Source organism: Brevibacterium sp. 1718, from assembly GCF_051131255.1.
Lineage (GTDB): Bacteria > Actinomycetota > Actinomycetes > Actinomycetales > Brevibacteriaceae > Brevibacterium > Brevibacterium sediminis.
In genome coordinates this window covers 2,041,187-2,055,585 of record NZ_CP186550.1, presented here as the reverse complement: position 1 = coordinate 2,055,585, position 14,399 = coordinate 2,041,187, and the positions used below count along the sequence as shown (strand labels likewise).

The window sequence follows — 14,399 nt, the reverse complement described above, 5'->3', positions numbered from 1 at the left end:
CCGCATCTTGGCCAGCGAAAGAGTGTCACCAGGGCTCTCTTCAGCCTCCAGTCGCCTCCGGCTGCGTCTGCGTCCGCCCTAGTGGACGCTCGCCGCGATCCGTGGTGGACCCGATGTCGATCTTGGCGATTGCGTCGGCACAACGCCTCCTTCATCGCGGTGTGCTCTGTCGAATTGGTACTGAATGTTCTCAAATGCTCACCGAACAAAGTGATGAGTTCAGAACAGCCTGGACCAAACCGCAGTCCGCCTTTAGCTCCGGAAGAGCAGTCCGCCGCTTGCTCCGACTGCGAACGGCAGAAGTGCGACCCTGCGGGTGTACGTATGGGCCGCAGGGGACCACGCAAGCGTCCATCAGCCACTCCGGCGCCGACAAGGGACCGGAGGACGTGCCCACGATGATTTCTGTCCACCTGTGTCGGGTTTGTCCGCTGCCGGTGAATAGCACTGTGGCCCGGACTCGACTTGAGTCCGGGCCACAGTGGCTGGGCGATCAGATCACTGAATCAGTGGGCGAAATCGCCGCGATCGTGTTCGTAGGTGAGACCGACCAGAGCAACGATGCCGAGCACGACACCGAACGGGAAGATCCACCAACCCATGGCGATTCCGTAGAATGCGACGGCGGCGGCTCCCGCGCTGACGATCGGCCACCAGCTCCACGGGCTGAACATACCGTAGTCGGCATCGGCGTCGGAGATCTCGGCGTCGTCGTTGTCCTGAGGCTGACGACCGACGCGTCGATCCGTCAGCCAGAGGTAGACGCCGATCATCAGGGCCATCAGTCCGACGAGGAGCAACGCCGGGAATCCGACGAGCTCGGTGAAGTCGGTGAAGAAGCCGTAGAAGATCCCGACTGCGATGAAGAACAGGCCGCAGAGGTTGAAGACGTAGATCGATGACTTCATTTGGCGTTGTCTCCTGTGAGCTGGGGTTCTGCCTGACCGTGACCGCTGTATTCAAGCAGCTCGGGGTGGTTGAGGTCGAAGGCAGGACGTTCGGAGCGGATCCGCGGCAGCGAGGTGAAGTTGTGACGCGGGGGCGGGCAGGAGGTAGCCCATTCGAGCGATCCTCCGTAGCCCCATGGGTCATCGACCGTCACCTTGGGTGCATTGCGGTGGGTGATCCACACGTTCCAGAAGAACGGAACCATGGACAGACCCAGCAGCAGCGAACCGACCGTCGACACCTGGTTCATCCAGGTGAAACCGTCCTGCGGCAGGTAGTCGGCGTAACGACGCGGCATTCCGTCGACACCCAGCCAGTGCTGGACGAGGAAGGTTCCGTGGAAGCCGATGAACAGCATCCAGAAGTGGATGTGTCCGAGCTTTTCGTTGAGCATCTTGCCCGTCCACTTCGGCCACCAGAAGTAGAATCCGGCGAACATCGCGAACACGACGGTGCCGAAGACGACGTAGTGGAAGTGCGCCACGACGAAGTAGGTGTCGGACACATGCTGGTCGAGGGCCGGGCTGGCCAGGATGACTCCGGTCAGACCGCCGAAGAGGAACGTTGCGAGGAAGCCGATCGACCACACGATGGGAGTCTCGAATGTGATCGAGCCTCTCCACATCGTGCCGATCCAGTTGAAGAACTTCACACCTGTCGGAATCGCGATGAGCATCGTCATGAAGGCGAAGAACGGCAGTGCCACGACGCCCGTGACGTACATGTGGTGGGCCCACACGGTCACCGACAGCGCAGCGATGGCAACTGTCGCGAAGACGAGTTCCTTGTAGCCGAAGACCGGCTTGCGGCTGAACACCGGGAAGATCTCTGTGACGATGCCGAAGAACGGCAGCGCAATGACATAGACCTCCGGATGGCCGAAGAACCAGAACAGGTGCTGCCAGAGTATCGGTCCGCCGTTGCCCGGACTGAACACATGGGAACCGAGGACGCGGTCGGAACCGAGCACCAGCAGCGCAGCAGCCAGAGGCTGGAAGGCCATGAGCACGAGGATGCCGGTGACCAGGACGTTCCAGGTGAAGATCGGCATGCGGAACATGGTCATGCCCGGGGCGCGCATGGTGATCACAGTCGTGATGAAGTTGACGGAGCCGAGGATGGTTCCGAAGCCCTGCAGGGCGAGTCCGAGGACCCACAAGTTACCACCGGCGCCCGGTGTGAACGTCGTATTGCTCAATGGCGCGTAGGCGGTCCAGCCGAAGGATGCCGCACCCTGAGGGGTGAGGAATCCGGAGATGGCCACAAGGCTGCCGAAGAGGTACATCCAGAAGGCGAAGGCATTCAGCCGCGGGAACGCCACGTCCGGAGCGCCGATCTGCAACGGCATGATGACGTTGGCGAAGCCGGCGAACAGCGGGGTGGCGAACATCAGCAGCATCAATGTGCCGTGCATGGTGAACAGCTGGTTGTACTGTTCCTTGGTCTCAACGATCTGCATTCCGGGCTCGAAGAGCTCGAGGCGGATGATGAGCGCCATCACACCGCCGACGCAGAAGAAGAAGAACGAGCCGATGAGGTACATGTACCCGATCGTCTTATGGTCCGTCGACGTGATCCAGTCGACGATGATCTTGCCCTTGCTCCGTGGAACTACCGGAGCATCAAGAGCCGCCTGATCCATCGTGGCGGTCATTTCTCAGCACCTTCTTTCGGGTACCAGTTGCGATCGTACTCCGGTCCCAGCTGGCCTGTGTTGCCCTGATCGGCAAGCGACTGCGTGTACTCCTGGAATTCTTCCTTCGACACGACCTTGACGTTGAAAAGCATCTCCGAGTGGTACTCACCGCAAAGCTCTGCACACTTGCCGACATACTCGCCTTCCTTCTCGGCACGCAGATGCAGGCTCTGATCGTGGCCGGGGATCATATCGCGCTTCTCGAGGAAGGCGGGGACCCAGAAGGAGTGGAGGACGTCGCGGGAGTGCAGGCGGATCTCCAGGTCGGTGTCGACGGGGAGGTAGAGGACGGGAGCGGTCTTCTCGGGGGCTTCGGTGCCGTCGAGGGCAACCTGAGTGCCGGCGTAGTAGACGTCTTCGGTCTCATAGTTGAAGTCCCAGGCCCACTGCTTGGCAGCGACCTCGATGACCTGCTCGCCAGGGGTGGAGTCATCCGTCGTCTTCTCCATGACCTGGACGTTCTGGAAGAAGAAGCCGAGGACGAGGACGACCGGAGTCACCGTGAAGAGGATTTCGATCGGCATGCTGTAGCGCATCTGCACCGGCAGTCCGCGATCGTTCTTGCGGCGGCGGTAGGCGACCATGGCCCACAGGATGAGTCCCCACACGATGAGGCCCACGATGAGAAGGGCGATCCAGCCGCCGTTCCACAGCGCTGTATAGGCATCCGTGTGGTTCGTCGCGCCTTGCGATTCGACGGGAAAAAATCCTGTGGCGATCTGCTCTTTAGTGCAACCCGATAGCAACGCCGGTATCAACACGGCGCTCAGAATGCCGAGCCGCTTCGCCCAGGACCGCTGCGGTCCTGACTGATTCGGAGAATCCACGTGCAGCCTTTCACAACGTTCTGCGTCTCCAGGTCAGGCCGAGAGACGTGTACTTACTCTGTCACTCATAAGACTACCGCTACACGCGGTAGAAATTCACCTGCAGATGTTCATTTGTTGAGAATATGCTGACAGACACTGCCCCTGAGCGCGGAATCTAGGTGCGCGGAGTACTCCAGGCCGCTGATCTCCGACACGCCGAGGGTGGCGAGGTGTGATGTCTGCCACTGGGTGTCGATGAGCCACTCTCCCGGTCCCGTATCCGCATCCGCCGAGGTGGACCGGCTTTCTCCGCTGACGACGTCGGTTCCGTCGAAGAGTTCGACGAGGTGGGCCAGCGCGGCCTTCGAGGCGTCCCGCTGAGTGTGGAACATCGATTCGCCGGCGAAGAACGAACCGATGGCGACTCCGTAGAGTCCGCCGACAAGCTCATCGTCGTTCCAGACCTCGACCGAATGCGCCCACCCGTCGTCGTGGAGGCCCTGGTAGAGCTCGATCATCTCCTCGGTGATCCAGCTGCCCGTCCGCCGCGGGTCGGCACACGAGCGGATGACGTGCATGAAGGCTCGGTTGATGGTGAAGGTGAAGTGCTTCATCGATTTGCGCAGGCTCTTCGTCACGCGCAGGTCACCGGGAAACAGAACTCCACGTCGTCGTGGAGCCCACCATCCCATCCGACCGGTGCCTCCGTGGCCGACTCCCATCGGGAAGAGTCCGGCCCGATACGACAAAAGGACCTGGGGCTGCGTTGCCGTGTACGACACGGCACGCAGATCCTCCAGGTCCATGAGAAGCGCTCCTCCTCAGCCGAGGCTGATCAGTGGAACGAGTCTCCGCAGGCGCAGGATCCGCCGGCGTTGGGGTTGTCGATGGTGAAGCCCTGCTTCTCGATGGTGTCGGAGAAGTCGATGGTCGAACCGCTGAGGTAGGGAACGCTCATCCGGTCGACGATGACCTCGACGCCGTCGAAGTCGCGGACGGCGTCTCCGTCGAGGAAGCGCTCATCGAAATAGAGCTGATAGATCAGTCCGGAACATCCGCCGGGCTGGACAGCCACGCGCAGGCGCAGGTCGTCACGACCTTCCTGTTCCAGCAGGCTGCGGACCTTGTCGGCAGCGGTCGACGACAGCTCCACCTCGTGGGTGGCTTCTGCTTTTTCGGTCACAGTCATGGTTACTCCTTTTCGCGTTCCTGTCCCCAGGTTACCAGTGACAACGTCGGTGCCCGGCAAGCTATTCCCCATTCGTGTCATCCGTGGTCGCCGAGGCGCTGCAGCAGCAGGGCTTCGGCGACGATCGCGGCTTTGAAATCGGGCAGGTAGAGCGATTCGTTGGCGCTGTGGGCCCTCGCGTCGGGATCTTCGACGCCCGTGACGAGGATCGATGCGCGGGGGAACACATCGAGCAGATCGGCGATGAAGGGGATCGATCCGCCGATGCCCATCGTCACCGATTCGGTGCCCCAAGCGTCGGTGAGCGCCTGGCTGGCGGTCCGGACCACAGGGTCGTTCTCATCGGCCTGCCAGGGGCTTCCGCCCTCGGTCTCCCCGATGCTCAGCTGCGCACCGAAGGGCAGATGCGCGCGCAGATGCTCCTCGACGGCCCGGACCGCCGAGGCGGGGGTGTCCCCGGGCGCGAGTCGGATCGAGAGCTTGGCCTTCAGGGAGGACTGCAAGGTATTCGAGGAGACCGCCACATCGGGAATGTCGAGACCGATGACGGTGATCGACGGCTGTGTCCACAGACGGGAGGCCAAGGTGCCTGCGCCGATGAGCTCGGTTTCCGCGAGCACCCCGGAGTCTGTTCGCAGCGTCGCCTCGTCGAAGTCGATGGACGTCTCTGTGCTCGAGTGCAGGCCGGCGACAGCGACGGAGCCGTTGTCGTCATGGAGGGTGGCCAGCAGCTTCGTCATCGCGAGCATCGCATCCGGTGCCACTCCCCCGTACATTCCCGAATGCACGGCGTGGTCGAGGGTGGAGACCTCGAATTCGACGGCGCACATTCCGCGCAGGCTCGTCGTCAGGGCCGGAGTCCCCGCTGCCCAGTTGCCCGAATCGGCGACGACGATGACATCTGCGCGCAGGCGGTCCCGGTAGGTCTCGAGGAAATTGCGGAAGCTCGGGCTGCCGGCTTCTTCCTCACCTTCGAAGAAGAGCGTCACACCGACACCGAGGCGGTCGGCCAGCAGCCGCAGAGCCGTGAGGTGGACCATGATCCCGGCCTTGTCGTCGGCGGCTCCACGGCCGAAGAGGCGGTCGCCCTTCCGGGTGGCGACGAAGGGTTCGGTGTCCCAATCCTCGGCGCGGCCGGGCGGCTGCACATCGTGATGGGCGTAGAGGAGGACGGTCGGGGCGCCCTCCGGCGCCGGCACGGAGGCGACGACGGCCGGGTATCCGTCGGCGCCGTCCGACTGCTTCGCGGTGAGGATCTCCGTCTCGAGGCCGAGCTGACGCGCCAAGCCCGCGACAGCCTCGGCGCTGGCCGTGACATTCGCGGCGTCGAAGCTCGGCCAGGCGACGGAGGGGATGGCGACGAGATCCGTGAGATTGCCGAGAACCTCGTCGAAGATGGTGTCCAGTTCGGCATGCAATTGTGCACTGTCAAGTGCTGAAGTCGATTCGCTCATTCTCCAAAGGTAGTATTCATCTCGTGTTCGGAAACAAAAAATCTCGCGCCGAGGACGAAACCTCCGCCTCTCAGCCAGTCCATGACGACCTCTCCGCAGAAGCCGACGCCCGTCGCGAAGCGGAGGCGAAGAAGGGACGGCCCACGCCCAAGCGCAGCCAACAGGAGTCCGCGCGCCGTCAGCCCTTGGTGAACAAGGATCGCAAAGTCGCGAACAGACAAGCCAAGGAGCACCAGCGGCAGGAGCGCGACCGCGCACGCATCGGCATGATGAACGGCGAGGAGAAATACCTCACCCGCCGTGACAAGGGCCCGCAGCGCCGATACATCCGCGACTACATCGATGCCCGCTTCTCGACCGGCGAGATCTTCATACCAGCCGCGATCCTCATCCTCGTCATCGCGTTCACGCAGCCGGTGCAGATCCAGCAGTACTTCACCTACGCCGTCTGGGGTCTCATCGCACTGATCGTCCTCGACGGGTTCGTGCTCAACTACATCCTCAAGAACCGGCTGCGCAACAAGTTCGGCGAGGTCGAACGGGGCATCACCTTCTACGCAGTCATGCGCAGCATCCAGCTGCGTCCGCTGCGCATGCCCAAGCCTCAGGTCAAGCGCCGCCAGTACCCCGAGTGAGCAGCCGGCTCGACTCGAGGCCGCGTGCGATGCGGCCGGGGAAGAACGGACCGGAGTAGATCATCTCCGAATAGAATTGAACCAGATCGGCGCCCGCGGCCACTCGAGCCCGGGCGTCTTTCGCATCCGCGACGCCGCCGACGGAGATGACGGTGAGCTCGTCGCCCACGTGCCTCTTGACCAGACGCAGCACCTCGAGAGAGCGTTCGGCCACGGGGCGTCCGGAGATGCCGCCTGCCTGACCTTCGGCGAACTCCGCCTCGGCGCCGGTCAGCACACCGCGATCGATCGTCGTGTTCGTCGTGATGAGTCCGTCGACGCCGGTGCGCAGAGCGAGGTCGCAGATCTCGGCCACATCCTCGTCGGCGAGATCCGGGGCGATCTTGACCAGCAGGGGCACATGACCCAGCGTCGACCGCGGGCGCTCGACCACCTCGGCGGCGGTGTCGCGGACGGCGGTGATGATCGGCTCCAGGCTGCCCACGGACTGCAGATCGCGCAGACCGGGAGTGTTCGGTGAGCTGACATTGATGACGAGGTAGTCGGCCAAGGGAGCCAGCGCACGGGTCGAGGCGGCATAGTCGGCCACCGCGTCGGCCGCCTCGACGACCTTCGTCTTGCCGATGTTGATGCCCACGATGGGACGCAGGCGCTGCGGGAGGGATTCGATCTTCCTCCGTTCGGCGGCGATGTTGAACGATGCCTGCCGGGCTCCGTCGTTGTTGAACCCCATCCGATTGAGCAGGGCGAGATTCTTCCGCAGACGGAACAGCCGCGGACGATCATTGCCCGGCTGCGCATGGGCGGTGATCGTTCCGACCTCGATATGTCCGAAGCCCAATGACGACAGAGCACGGACCCCCACGCCGTTCTTGTCGAACCCCGCGGCCAGGCCCACTCGGTTGGGGAAGGGCAGACCCATCACCTGAGCGGGCCGGACGGTGCCGCGGGCACAGACGACGCGGAGCAGGCGACCGAGCAGAGGAATGGAGTCAAGAAGGCGCAGCGCGGAGAACGAGAGGTGATGGGCCCGTTCGGCGTCCATGGGAACGAAGAGGAGTCTGAAGATCAATGAGTACACGCACCTAAGAATATGTCAGAGTCCCTCATCGCTTCAGCAGGCGCTCGACTCACTGCTTCAGCAAGTCGGCGTGTTTGGCATTAGGATCGAAGCAACGTTCAAAGACGACTGAAAGGGAACTCATGGCTGGTGCATCCACCCTCAGCAGCTACTCCACGACCTCACCGGTGAAGGCCACCGCCTCCGTTCTGGTGCTGGCGGCAGCCGACTCGACGGTCCTCGGACTCGAAGGGGCGAAGGCGGCGAAGACCGCCCTCGACGAAGCCGCTCGCGCCATCGGGTTCAGCGGAAAGGCCGGATCCACCGCTCGTGTTCCCGCTCCGAAGGGTGTCGCCGCCGACTCCGTCCTGCTCGTGGGGCTCGGGGACTTCGATCCCGATGACTCCGATGTCGCCGCAGCTGCTGAAACGCTGCGTCGCGGCGCGGGAGCGGCGCTGCGTGCACTCGACGGTGTCGAGTCGATCGCACTGGCCCTGCCCGCCGCCACTCCGACAGAGGTCGAAGCGATCACGGTGGGCGCGGGACTCGGAACCTACCGTTTCCTCGACTACCGCAGCGAAGGCGGGACTCCGGGCGAGATCACCGTCATCGGCCCCAAGGGCAAGACCTTCGCCGCAGCCCATGACGCCGGCGCAGTGATCGCGGCCGCGACGAACAGAGCTCGCGATCTCGTCAACACTCCCCCACTGGATCTCTACCCGGAGTCCTACGCGGAGATCGTCAAGGACCAGGCCAAGGACCGCAAGCTCAAGGTCACAGTGCTCGGCGAGAAGGAGCTCAAGGCCGGAGGCTACGGCGGAATCATCGGCGTCGGCCAGGGTTCGACTCGTGGACCCCGCCTCGTCAAGGTCGAATACGCACCTCGCGGCGCCAAGCGCCATCTCAGCTTCGTCGGCAAGGGAATCACCTTCGACTCCGGCGGCATCTCACTCAAGCCGGCGAAGAGCATGGAGGACATGAAGTCCGATATGGCCGGTTCCGCGGCCGTCGTTCAGGCGCTCTTCGGCATCGCCGACCTCAAGCTCCCGGTGCGTGTCACTGCGTGGCTGCCGATGGCGGAGAACATGCCCGGGTCTTCGGCACAGCGCCCCAGCGACGTGCTGAAGATGCGCAGCGGCAAGACCGTCGAGGTCACGAACACCGATGCCGAGGGTCGCCTCGTCCTCGCGGATGCGCTCACCGATGCGGGGGCTGAGAACCCGGATCTGCTCATCGATGTGGCCACACTCACCGGTGCTCAGATCGTCGCCCTCGGCGAACGCACCTCCGGTGTCATGGGTTCCGAGGCCGCACGGGCAGAGGTCATCGCCTCGGCTTCCGTAGCCGGTGAGCAGATGTGGGCGATGCCGATCCCCGAGGAGATGCTCTCCGGGTTCGACTCCACCGCCGCCGATCTCACGAACTCAGGACCGCGCCCCGGCGGCATGCTCGCCGCTGCGGCGTTCCTGCGTGAATTCGTCGGAGAGGATGCGAACTGGGCGCATATCGACATCGCCGGACCGAGCTTCAACGGTTCAGCACCCTTCGGCTACACGCCGAAGGCCGCGACTGGAGCCGCGGTGCGCACCCTCATCGAAATCGCGAAGGCGAAGGCCTGAGCCCGGTGGTTCTACACGCTGTCGAGGTGAACGTGATGATGCCCACCTGTGTCCAATCAGACAGCGTTTTTCTTCGCCCCGCGCAAGAAAAGTGGAAAGATAAGACTGAAAGCTGCGTACTGCAGGCTTATTCACAGCTACGAGGAGAAATCCGTGAGTGACGAATTGACCTACGACCTTGTCGTTCTGGGTGGCGGAACCGGTGGCTATGCCGCTGCTCTGCGAGCCGCAGAGCTCGACATGAAGGTCGCTTTGATCGAACGCGACAAGGTGGGAGGCACCTGCCTGCACCGTGGCTGCGTGCCGACGAAGGCTCTTCTGCACGCCGCAGAAGTCGCCGACACCGCCAAGAACTCTGAGACCTTCGGCATCGAAGCCGAGTTCAAGGGGATCGACATCGCCAAGGTGCTCGAGTACAAGGACGGGGTCATCACCCGCAACTACAAGGGTCTGCAGGGTCTGGTCAAGGCTCGCGGAATCGACACCTACTTCGGCACCGGCAAGCTCGTCGGCAAAGACACTGTCGAGGTCACCGGCGAAGACGGCAACCACACCGTCAAGGGCACGAACGTTCTGCTCTCGACCGGTTCGACATCGAAGACCATCGGTCTCGAGGTCACCGACCGCGTGATCACGAGCACCGAGGCTCTCCAGCTCGACAAGGTCCCGAGCTCGGCCATCGTGCTCGGCGGCGGCGTCATCGGCGTCGAGTTCGCCAGCGTTTGGAACTCCTTCGGAGCTGACGTCACGATCGTCGAGGGCCTCAAGCACCTCGTTGCCAACGAGGACGAGACCATCTCGAAGAACCTCGAGCGCGCCTTCAAGAAGCGCAAGATCAAGTTCAAGCTCGGCGTCATGTTCAAGGGCGTCGAAGAGACTGCCGACGGGGTCAAGGTCACTCTCGAAGACGGTTCGACGCTCGAGGCGGAGTACCTCCTCGTCGCCGTCGGCCGCGGCCCAGTCACCGAGGGCTTCGGCTTCGAAGAGCAGGGTATCCCGATGGATCGCGGGTTCGTCCTCGCCAATGAACGTCTCCACACCGGCGTCGGCAACATCTACGCCTGCGGCGATATCGTCCCCGGACTCCAACTGGCCCATCGCGCCTTCGGCCAGGGCATCTTCATCGCGGAGGAGATCGCCGGCCTCAACCCGGCACCGGTCGTCGAATCGGGCATCCCGCGCGTGACGTACTGCGAACCGGAGATCTTCTCCGTCGGACTGTCCTCCGCTCAGGCGGAAGAGAAGTACGGAGCGGACCAGGTCGAATCGCTCGAGTACAACCTCGGCGGCAACGGCAAGTCCGTGATCCTGGGCACCACAGGCCTGATCAAGGTCATCCGCGAGAAGGACGGTCCGGTCGTGGGCGTGCACGGAATCGGTGCTCGCCTGTCCGAGCAGGCCGGTGAAGCGCAGCTCATCGTCAATTGGGAAGCATTCCCCGAGGAAGTCGCGCAGCTCATCCACGCGCACCCCACGCAGAACGAAGCACTCGGCGAGGCGCACTTGGCCCTGGCCGGCAAACCCCTGCACTTCCACTCATAAGATCCGAGGAGACGAATACTCATGTCGAATTCCGTTCAGATGCCGGCTCTCGGAGAGTCGGTCACCGAGGGCACTGTCACTCGCTGGCTCAAGGAAGTGGGCGAAGAAGTCGAGGTAGACGAGCCGTTGCTCGAGGTGTCGACCGACAAGGTCGACACTGAGATCCCGAGCCCCTACGCAGGCACCCTCGAGAAGATCCTGGCCGAAGAAGATGACGTGGTCGAGGTCGGCGGCGACCTCGCCTACATCGGCGACGGCAGCGGCGCTTCAACCCACGACGAGGAACCTGCGGAGGAACCCGCCGAGGAGCCTGCAGAGGCCCCGGCTGAAGAAGCACCCGCCGAAGAAGCACCGGCGGCCGAAGAGGCCCCGGCCGAGGATCCGAAACCTGCCGCTTCGGATTCAGGATCCTCCGAAGGCACCGAGATCACAATGCCCGCGCTCGGCGAATCCGTCACCGAGGGCACCGTGACCCGCTGGCTCAAGGAAGTCGGTGAAGAGGTCGAGGTCGACGAACCGCTCCTCGAGGTCTCCACCGACAAGGTCGACACCGAGGTCCCCTCCCCCGTTGCCGGAGTCGTTCAGGCTCACTTGGCGGAAGAGGACGATACCGTCGAGGTCGGCGCGCCTCTGGCTCGCATCGGTTCCGGTGCCCCGGCCGAATCCGCACCGGCTGAGGATGCGCCCAAGGAAGAGGCCCCCGCCGAGGAAGCTCCGGAGCAGGAAGCCCCCGCCGAAGAGGCTCCGAAACAGGAAGCCCCCAAGGAGGAGGCAGCGAAGCAGGAATCGGCTCCCAAGCCGGCCGCGACCGCATCCGCACAGTCCGCCTCGGCCGCTCAGGCCGAAGAGCCGGTGGAAGCAGCTGCACAGGCACCTGCCGCCGCCGACACCGTCGGTGAGAACGCTGCCTACGTCACTCCCCTCGTGCGCCGTCTGGCCCGCGAGAAGGGTGTCGACCTCTCGCAGGTCTCCGGCACCGGAGTGGGCGGTCGCATCCGCAAGCAGGATGTCGAATCGGCCGCGAAGAACGGCCCTGCTGCCGCTCCCGCGGCACAGTCCGGCGCATCGGCCGGAGCTCCGAAGGCTCCGTTCAAGGTCGAGATCCCCGAGGAGGCTGCGAAGCTGCGCGGCACCACGGAGAAGGCTTCGCGTATCCGCCAGACCATCGCCAAGCGCATGAGCGAGTCACTCGATGTCTCCGCTCAGCTCACGCAGGTCATCGAAGTGGATATGTCTCGCGTCGTCAAGCTGCGCAAGGCCAATAAGGAGGCATTCCAGGCCAAGCACGGTTCGAAGCTGACCTACCTGCCGTTCTTCGCCAAGGCCATCGTCGAAGCGCTTCAGGTGCACCCGAAGGTCAACGCTCAGTACGATCTCGAGTCGCAGCAGATCACCTACTTCGATCACGAGCACCTGGCCGTTGCGGTCGATACCCCGCGCGGACTGCTCGTGCCCGTGATCAAGGATGCCGGTGACCTCAGCGTCGCAGGTCTGTCGAAGGCCATCGACGATGTCGCCGACCGGACCCGCAACAACAAGATCATGCCGGACGAGCTTTCGGGTGGAACCTTCACGGTGACCAACATCGGTTCCGTCGGGGCACTGTTCGACACGCCGATCATCAACCAGCCGCAGATGGGCATCATCGGCACGGGCGCGATCGTCCGCCGTCCCATCGCCGTGAAGACGGCCGACGGCGATGAGGCGATCGCCATCCGCGACATGGTGTACCTGCCGTTGACCTACAACCACCAGCTGGTCGACGGTGCGGATGCAGGACGATTCCTGCAGACCATCAAGGCACGTCTGGAAGAAGGCAACTTCGAGGCCGATCTCGACCTCTGAGCCTGACTCTCCGACACACCTGATCGAGGGGCCGACCATTCGTGGTCGGCCCCTCGGGCCATTCACCGCGTCGTCGCCTCCCGGACCTCCGCTACGAGCCATGTACCCTCGACTCTGTGCAGTTCGAACTCGACGGTCTGCTCGGCGAACTCCACCAGGGCGGCCCCGGTGCCTCCGCTCGACCGCATAAGCGCCGAGGCGACCACCCGGTCATCGTCGGCGGCGACGATCTCCACGTCCTCGACATCGATCGAATAGTCGGAGTCGGCATACGCCGAGGGATCGATGAGCTCATCGGCTGCTGCGGCAGCCGAGTCGGGCACCGTCAGTGCCTTCAGAGCCGCCTCGTCGCCATTGCTGAGAGCTGCTGCGCGTGACTCGCACAGTTCCTCGAGGACGGCGGACACGTCGTCTGCGCTCGGCGTCGACGTCGCTTCGGGCGGCCGGGTCGCCCCCTCGGCGGACGGCGCCTCTTCTCCGCTCACGGCCACGGTGGACGACCATGAGGACCAGACGACGACTCCGCCCAGAACCGTCAGGCACACGGCGAGGCCGATGAGCAGGGTGCCGTGACCGAACACACGATGCAGGTCCACCGCCCGCAGGCGGGTCCACAGGGAGCCCACGGAGCCCAGCAGCGGTACCATCCACTCCTTTCGGCCGCCTGCGCGTCGGCGATCACGTCTCGAGCGTCGCGAGCTCTTCGCCTCGGCGCGCAGCGGAGTCACTCCGCCTCCGCGCAGAGGCGGGGCCGGTGCGCTGTGCGTCGAACCGCTGTCCTCCTCGGATCGCCGGTGCGGTCTGAGTCCGGTTGCCACGCGCAGACGAGCCGTGAGGGCCGATTCCGGCGACGTTCCGCTCTCGGCAGGCACCATTGGAAGCGCAGCGGGACGGTCGAGTGTACGAAGGGAATCCGCCGCCTCGGCGAGGGCGGTGCCCAACCCGATTTCGGACGCCGCATCGTCCAGGAGGCCTGCGACGAGCGACCGCAGAGCCGACGATGACTCGGACAGAGCGAGGTCGACGGGAAGCAGCACCTCGGCCCACGGCCGCCCGTGGACGGCGTGATAGATCATCTCTCCCACGGCGCGGCGCGGTGTCGTCGCAATGGGCGCCGAGACTCCGGGAATGAGGACCGGTCGACCGTGGGCGTCGAGGGAGAACGCGGACAGAGTGAGCCGATCCTCTGGTCGCGTGCACGTCGTGAGCTCCTCGATGATGCCCAGGAACAGGGTGCACAGCTCGGCCTCGGTCAGTCCCTGATAGGTGCGGATCACGTCGAGGACGAGACCACCGGGCGAAGCGGGGACGATGAGAAGGGAACGGGCGCCGGTCGGAAGAGCCACCTCGGTGAGGGCGAGAACACGGGGGTCGTCGGCATCGAAATCATTGTGCACGACGCCCCATGCACTGCGACCGTCGGAATCGACGACGCGATGGATATCATCCGCGATCGTTGCTTGGAACTCCCATGTCATGGTTCGTCATCTCCGTTGATGATGATCAGTCGCATTTAGTGTTGTTTAATGATGCTCGCCGATGTCGTTATGTGTCAAGGGCCACAGCCTCGGTGAAGGTCGCCAGATGTGATTGGAAACAAAT

At 63.9% G+C, this 14,399-nt stretch carries 12 protein-coding genes; 4 read left to right on the top strand and 8 right to left on the bottom strand.

The genetic code is table 11. The features are described 5' to 3' along the window. Positions 1-506: 506 nt before the first annotated feature. From ACOZ9V_RS09245 to ACOZ9V_RS09220, 6 genes are all read right to left on the bottom strand, one after another. Positions 507-908, bottom strand: a complete 402-nt coding sequence (locus tag ACOZ9V_RS09245; protein WP_139467189.1) for a cytochrome c oxidase subunit 4 — start codon at positions 906-908, stop codon at positions 507-509. Next, positions 905-2,602, bottom strand: a complete 1,698-nt coding sequence (ctaD, locus tag ACOZ9V_RS09240; protein ID WP_139467188.1) for an aa3-type cytochrome oxidase subunit I — start codon at positions 2,600-2,602, stop codon at positions 905-907. Before ctaD ends, ACOZ9V_RS09245 begins: the two co-directional genes overlap by 4 nt. Beyond that, on the bottom strand, positions 2,599-3,471 hold the full coding sequence (gene ctaC, locus ACOZ9V_RS09235) for an aa3-type cytochrome oxidase subunit II (protein ID WP_139467187.1): 873 nt from the start codon (positions 3,469-3,471) through the stop codon (positions 2,599-2,601). Before ctaC ends, ctaD begins: the two co-directional genes overlap by 4 nt. 110 nt (positions 3,472-3,581) lie before the next feature. After that, the gene (gene aat / locus ACOZ9V_RS09230; RefSeq protein ID WP_434595267.1) at positions 3,582-4,259 is read right to left on the bottom strand and encodes a leucyl/phenylalanyl-tRNA--protein transferase; all 678 of its coding nucleotides are present in this window, start codon (positions 4,257-4,259) and stop codon (positions 3,582-3,584) included. 29 nt (positions 4,260-4,288) lie between these two features. After that, positions 4,289-4,642 (bottom strand): HesB/IscA family protein, encoded by a 354-nt coding sequence (locus ACOZ9V_RS09225; RefSeq protein WP_025778316.1) that lies wholly within the window; start codon positions 4,640-4,642, stop codon positions 4,289-4,291. Between the two features lie 77 nt (positions 4,643-4,719). Next, on the bottom strand, positions 4,720-6,096 hold the full coding sequence (locus tag ACOZ9V_RS09220) for a dipeptidase (RefSeq protein WP_434595264.1): 1,377 nt from the start codon (positions 6,094-6,096) through the stop codon (positions 4,720-4,722). A 23-nt stretch (positions 6,097-6,119) separates the two neighbouring features. Here ACOZ9V_RS09220 and ACOZ9V_RS09215 point away from each other — a divergent pair, with 23 nt between their 5' ends. Further along, on the top strand, positions 6,120-6,731 hold the full coding sequence (locus ACOZ9V_RS09215) for a DUF3043 domain-containing protein (RefSeq protein WP_434595261.1): 612 nt from the start codon (positions 6,120-6,122) through the stop codon (positions 6,729-6,731). Here the strand turns inward: ACOZ9V_RS09215 and ACOZ9V_RS09210 are convergent. Next, positions 6,706-7,812 carry a quinone-dependent dihydroorotate dehydrogenase gene (locus tag ACOZ9V_RS09210; protein ID WP_434595258.1) on the bottom strand — a complete coding sequence of 369 codons (1,107 nt, stop codon included), beginning with the start codon at positions 7,810-7,812 and terminating at the stop codon, positions 6,706-6,708. The two genes, ACOZ9V_RS09215 and ACOZ9V_RS09210, sit on opposite strands and share 26 nt — an antisense overlap. 122 nt (positions 7,813-7,934) lie before the next feature. Between ACOZ9V_RS09210 and ACOZ9V_RS09205 the strand changes: the two genes are divergently transcribed. The 3 genes from ACOZ9V_RS09205 (at position 7,935) to sucB (ending at position 12,797) form a co-directional block, all read left to right on the top strand. Next, positions 7,935-9,410 (top strand): leucyl aminopeptidase, encoded by a 1,476-nt coding sequence (locus ACOZ9V_RS09205; RefSeq protein ID WP_139908011.1) that lies wholly within the window; start codon positions 7,935-7,937, stop codon positions 9,408-9,410. A gap of 153 nt (positions 9,411-9,563) precedes the next feature. Next, on the top strand, positions 9,564-10,952 hold the full coding sequence (gene lpdA / locus ACOZ9V_RS09200; RefSeq protein ID WP_139467181.1) for a dihydrolipoyl dehydrogenase: 1,389 nt from the start codon (positions 9,564-9,566) through the stop codon (positions 10,950-10,952). A 21-nt stretch (positions 10,953-10,973) separates the two neighbouring features. Beyond that, entirely contained in the window at positions 10,974-12,797 is a 1,824-nt protein-coding gene (sucB, locus tag ACOZ9V_RS09195) for a 2-oxoglutarate dehydrogenase, E2 component, dihydrolipoamide succinyltransferase (RefSeq protein ID WP_139467180.1), read from the top strand. 62 nt (positions 12,798-12,859) lie between these two features. Here sucB and ACOZ9V_RS09190 read toward each other — a convergent pair whose 3' ends face one another. Then, complete coding sequence (locus tag ACOZ9V_RS09190; RefSeq protein ID WP_434595255.1) at positions 12,860-14,275, bottom strand: hypothetical protein; 1,416 nt, start codon at positions 14,273-14,275, stop codon at positions 12,860-12,862. Positions 14,276-14,399: the final 124 nt, after the last annotated feature.

Excerpts from the sequence above, each read along its gene's own strand:
- ACOZ9V_RS09225 (WP_025778316.1), bottom strand. The coding sequence starts at position 4,642 with ATGACTGTGACCGAAAAAGCAGAAGCCACCCACGAGGTGGAGCTGTCG.
- aat (WP_434595267.1), bottom strand. The coding sequence starts at position 4,259 with ATGGACCTGGAGGATCTGCGTGCCGTGTCGTACACGGCAACGCAGCCC.
- ctaD (WP_139467188.1), bottom strand. The coding sequence starts at position 2,602 with ATGACCGCCACGATGGATCAGGCGGCTCTTGATGCTCCGGTAGTTCCA.
- sucB (WP_139467180.1), top strand. The coding sequence starts at position 10,974 with ATGTCGAATTCCGTTCAGATGCCGGCTCTCGGAGAGTCGGTCACCGAG.
- ACOZ9V_RS09245 (WP_139467189.1), bottom strand. The coding sequence starts at position 908 with ATGAAGTCATCGATCTACGTCTTCAACCTCTGCGGCCTGTTCTTCATC.
- ACOZ9V_RS09190 (WP_434595255.1), bottom strand. The coding sequence starts at position 14,275 with ATGACATGGGAGTTCCAAGCAACGATCGCGGATGATATCCATCGCGTC.
- ACOZ9V_RS09220 (WP_434595264.1), bottom strand. The coding sequence starts at position 6,096 with ATGAGCGAATCGACTTCAGCACTTGACAGTGCACAATTGCATGCCGAA.
- ACOZ9V_RS09205 (WP_139908011.1), top strand. The coding sequence starts at position 7,935 with ATGGCTGGTGCATCCACCCTCAGCAGCTACTCCACGACCTCACCGGTG.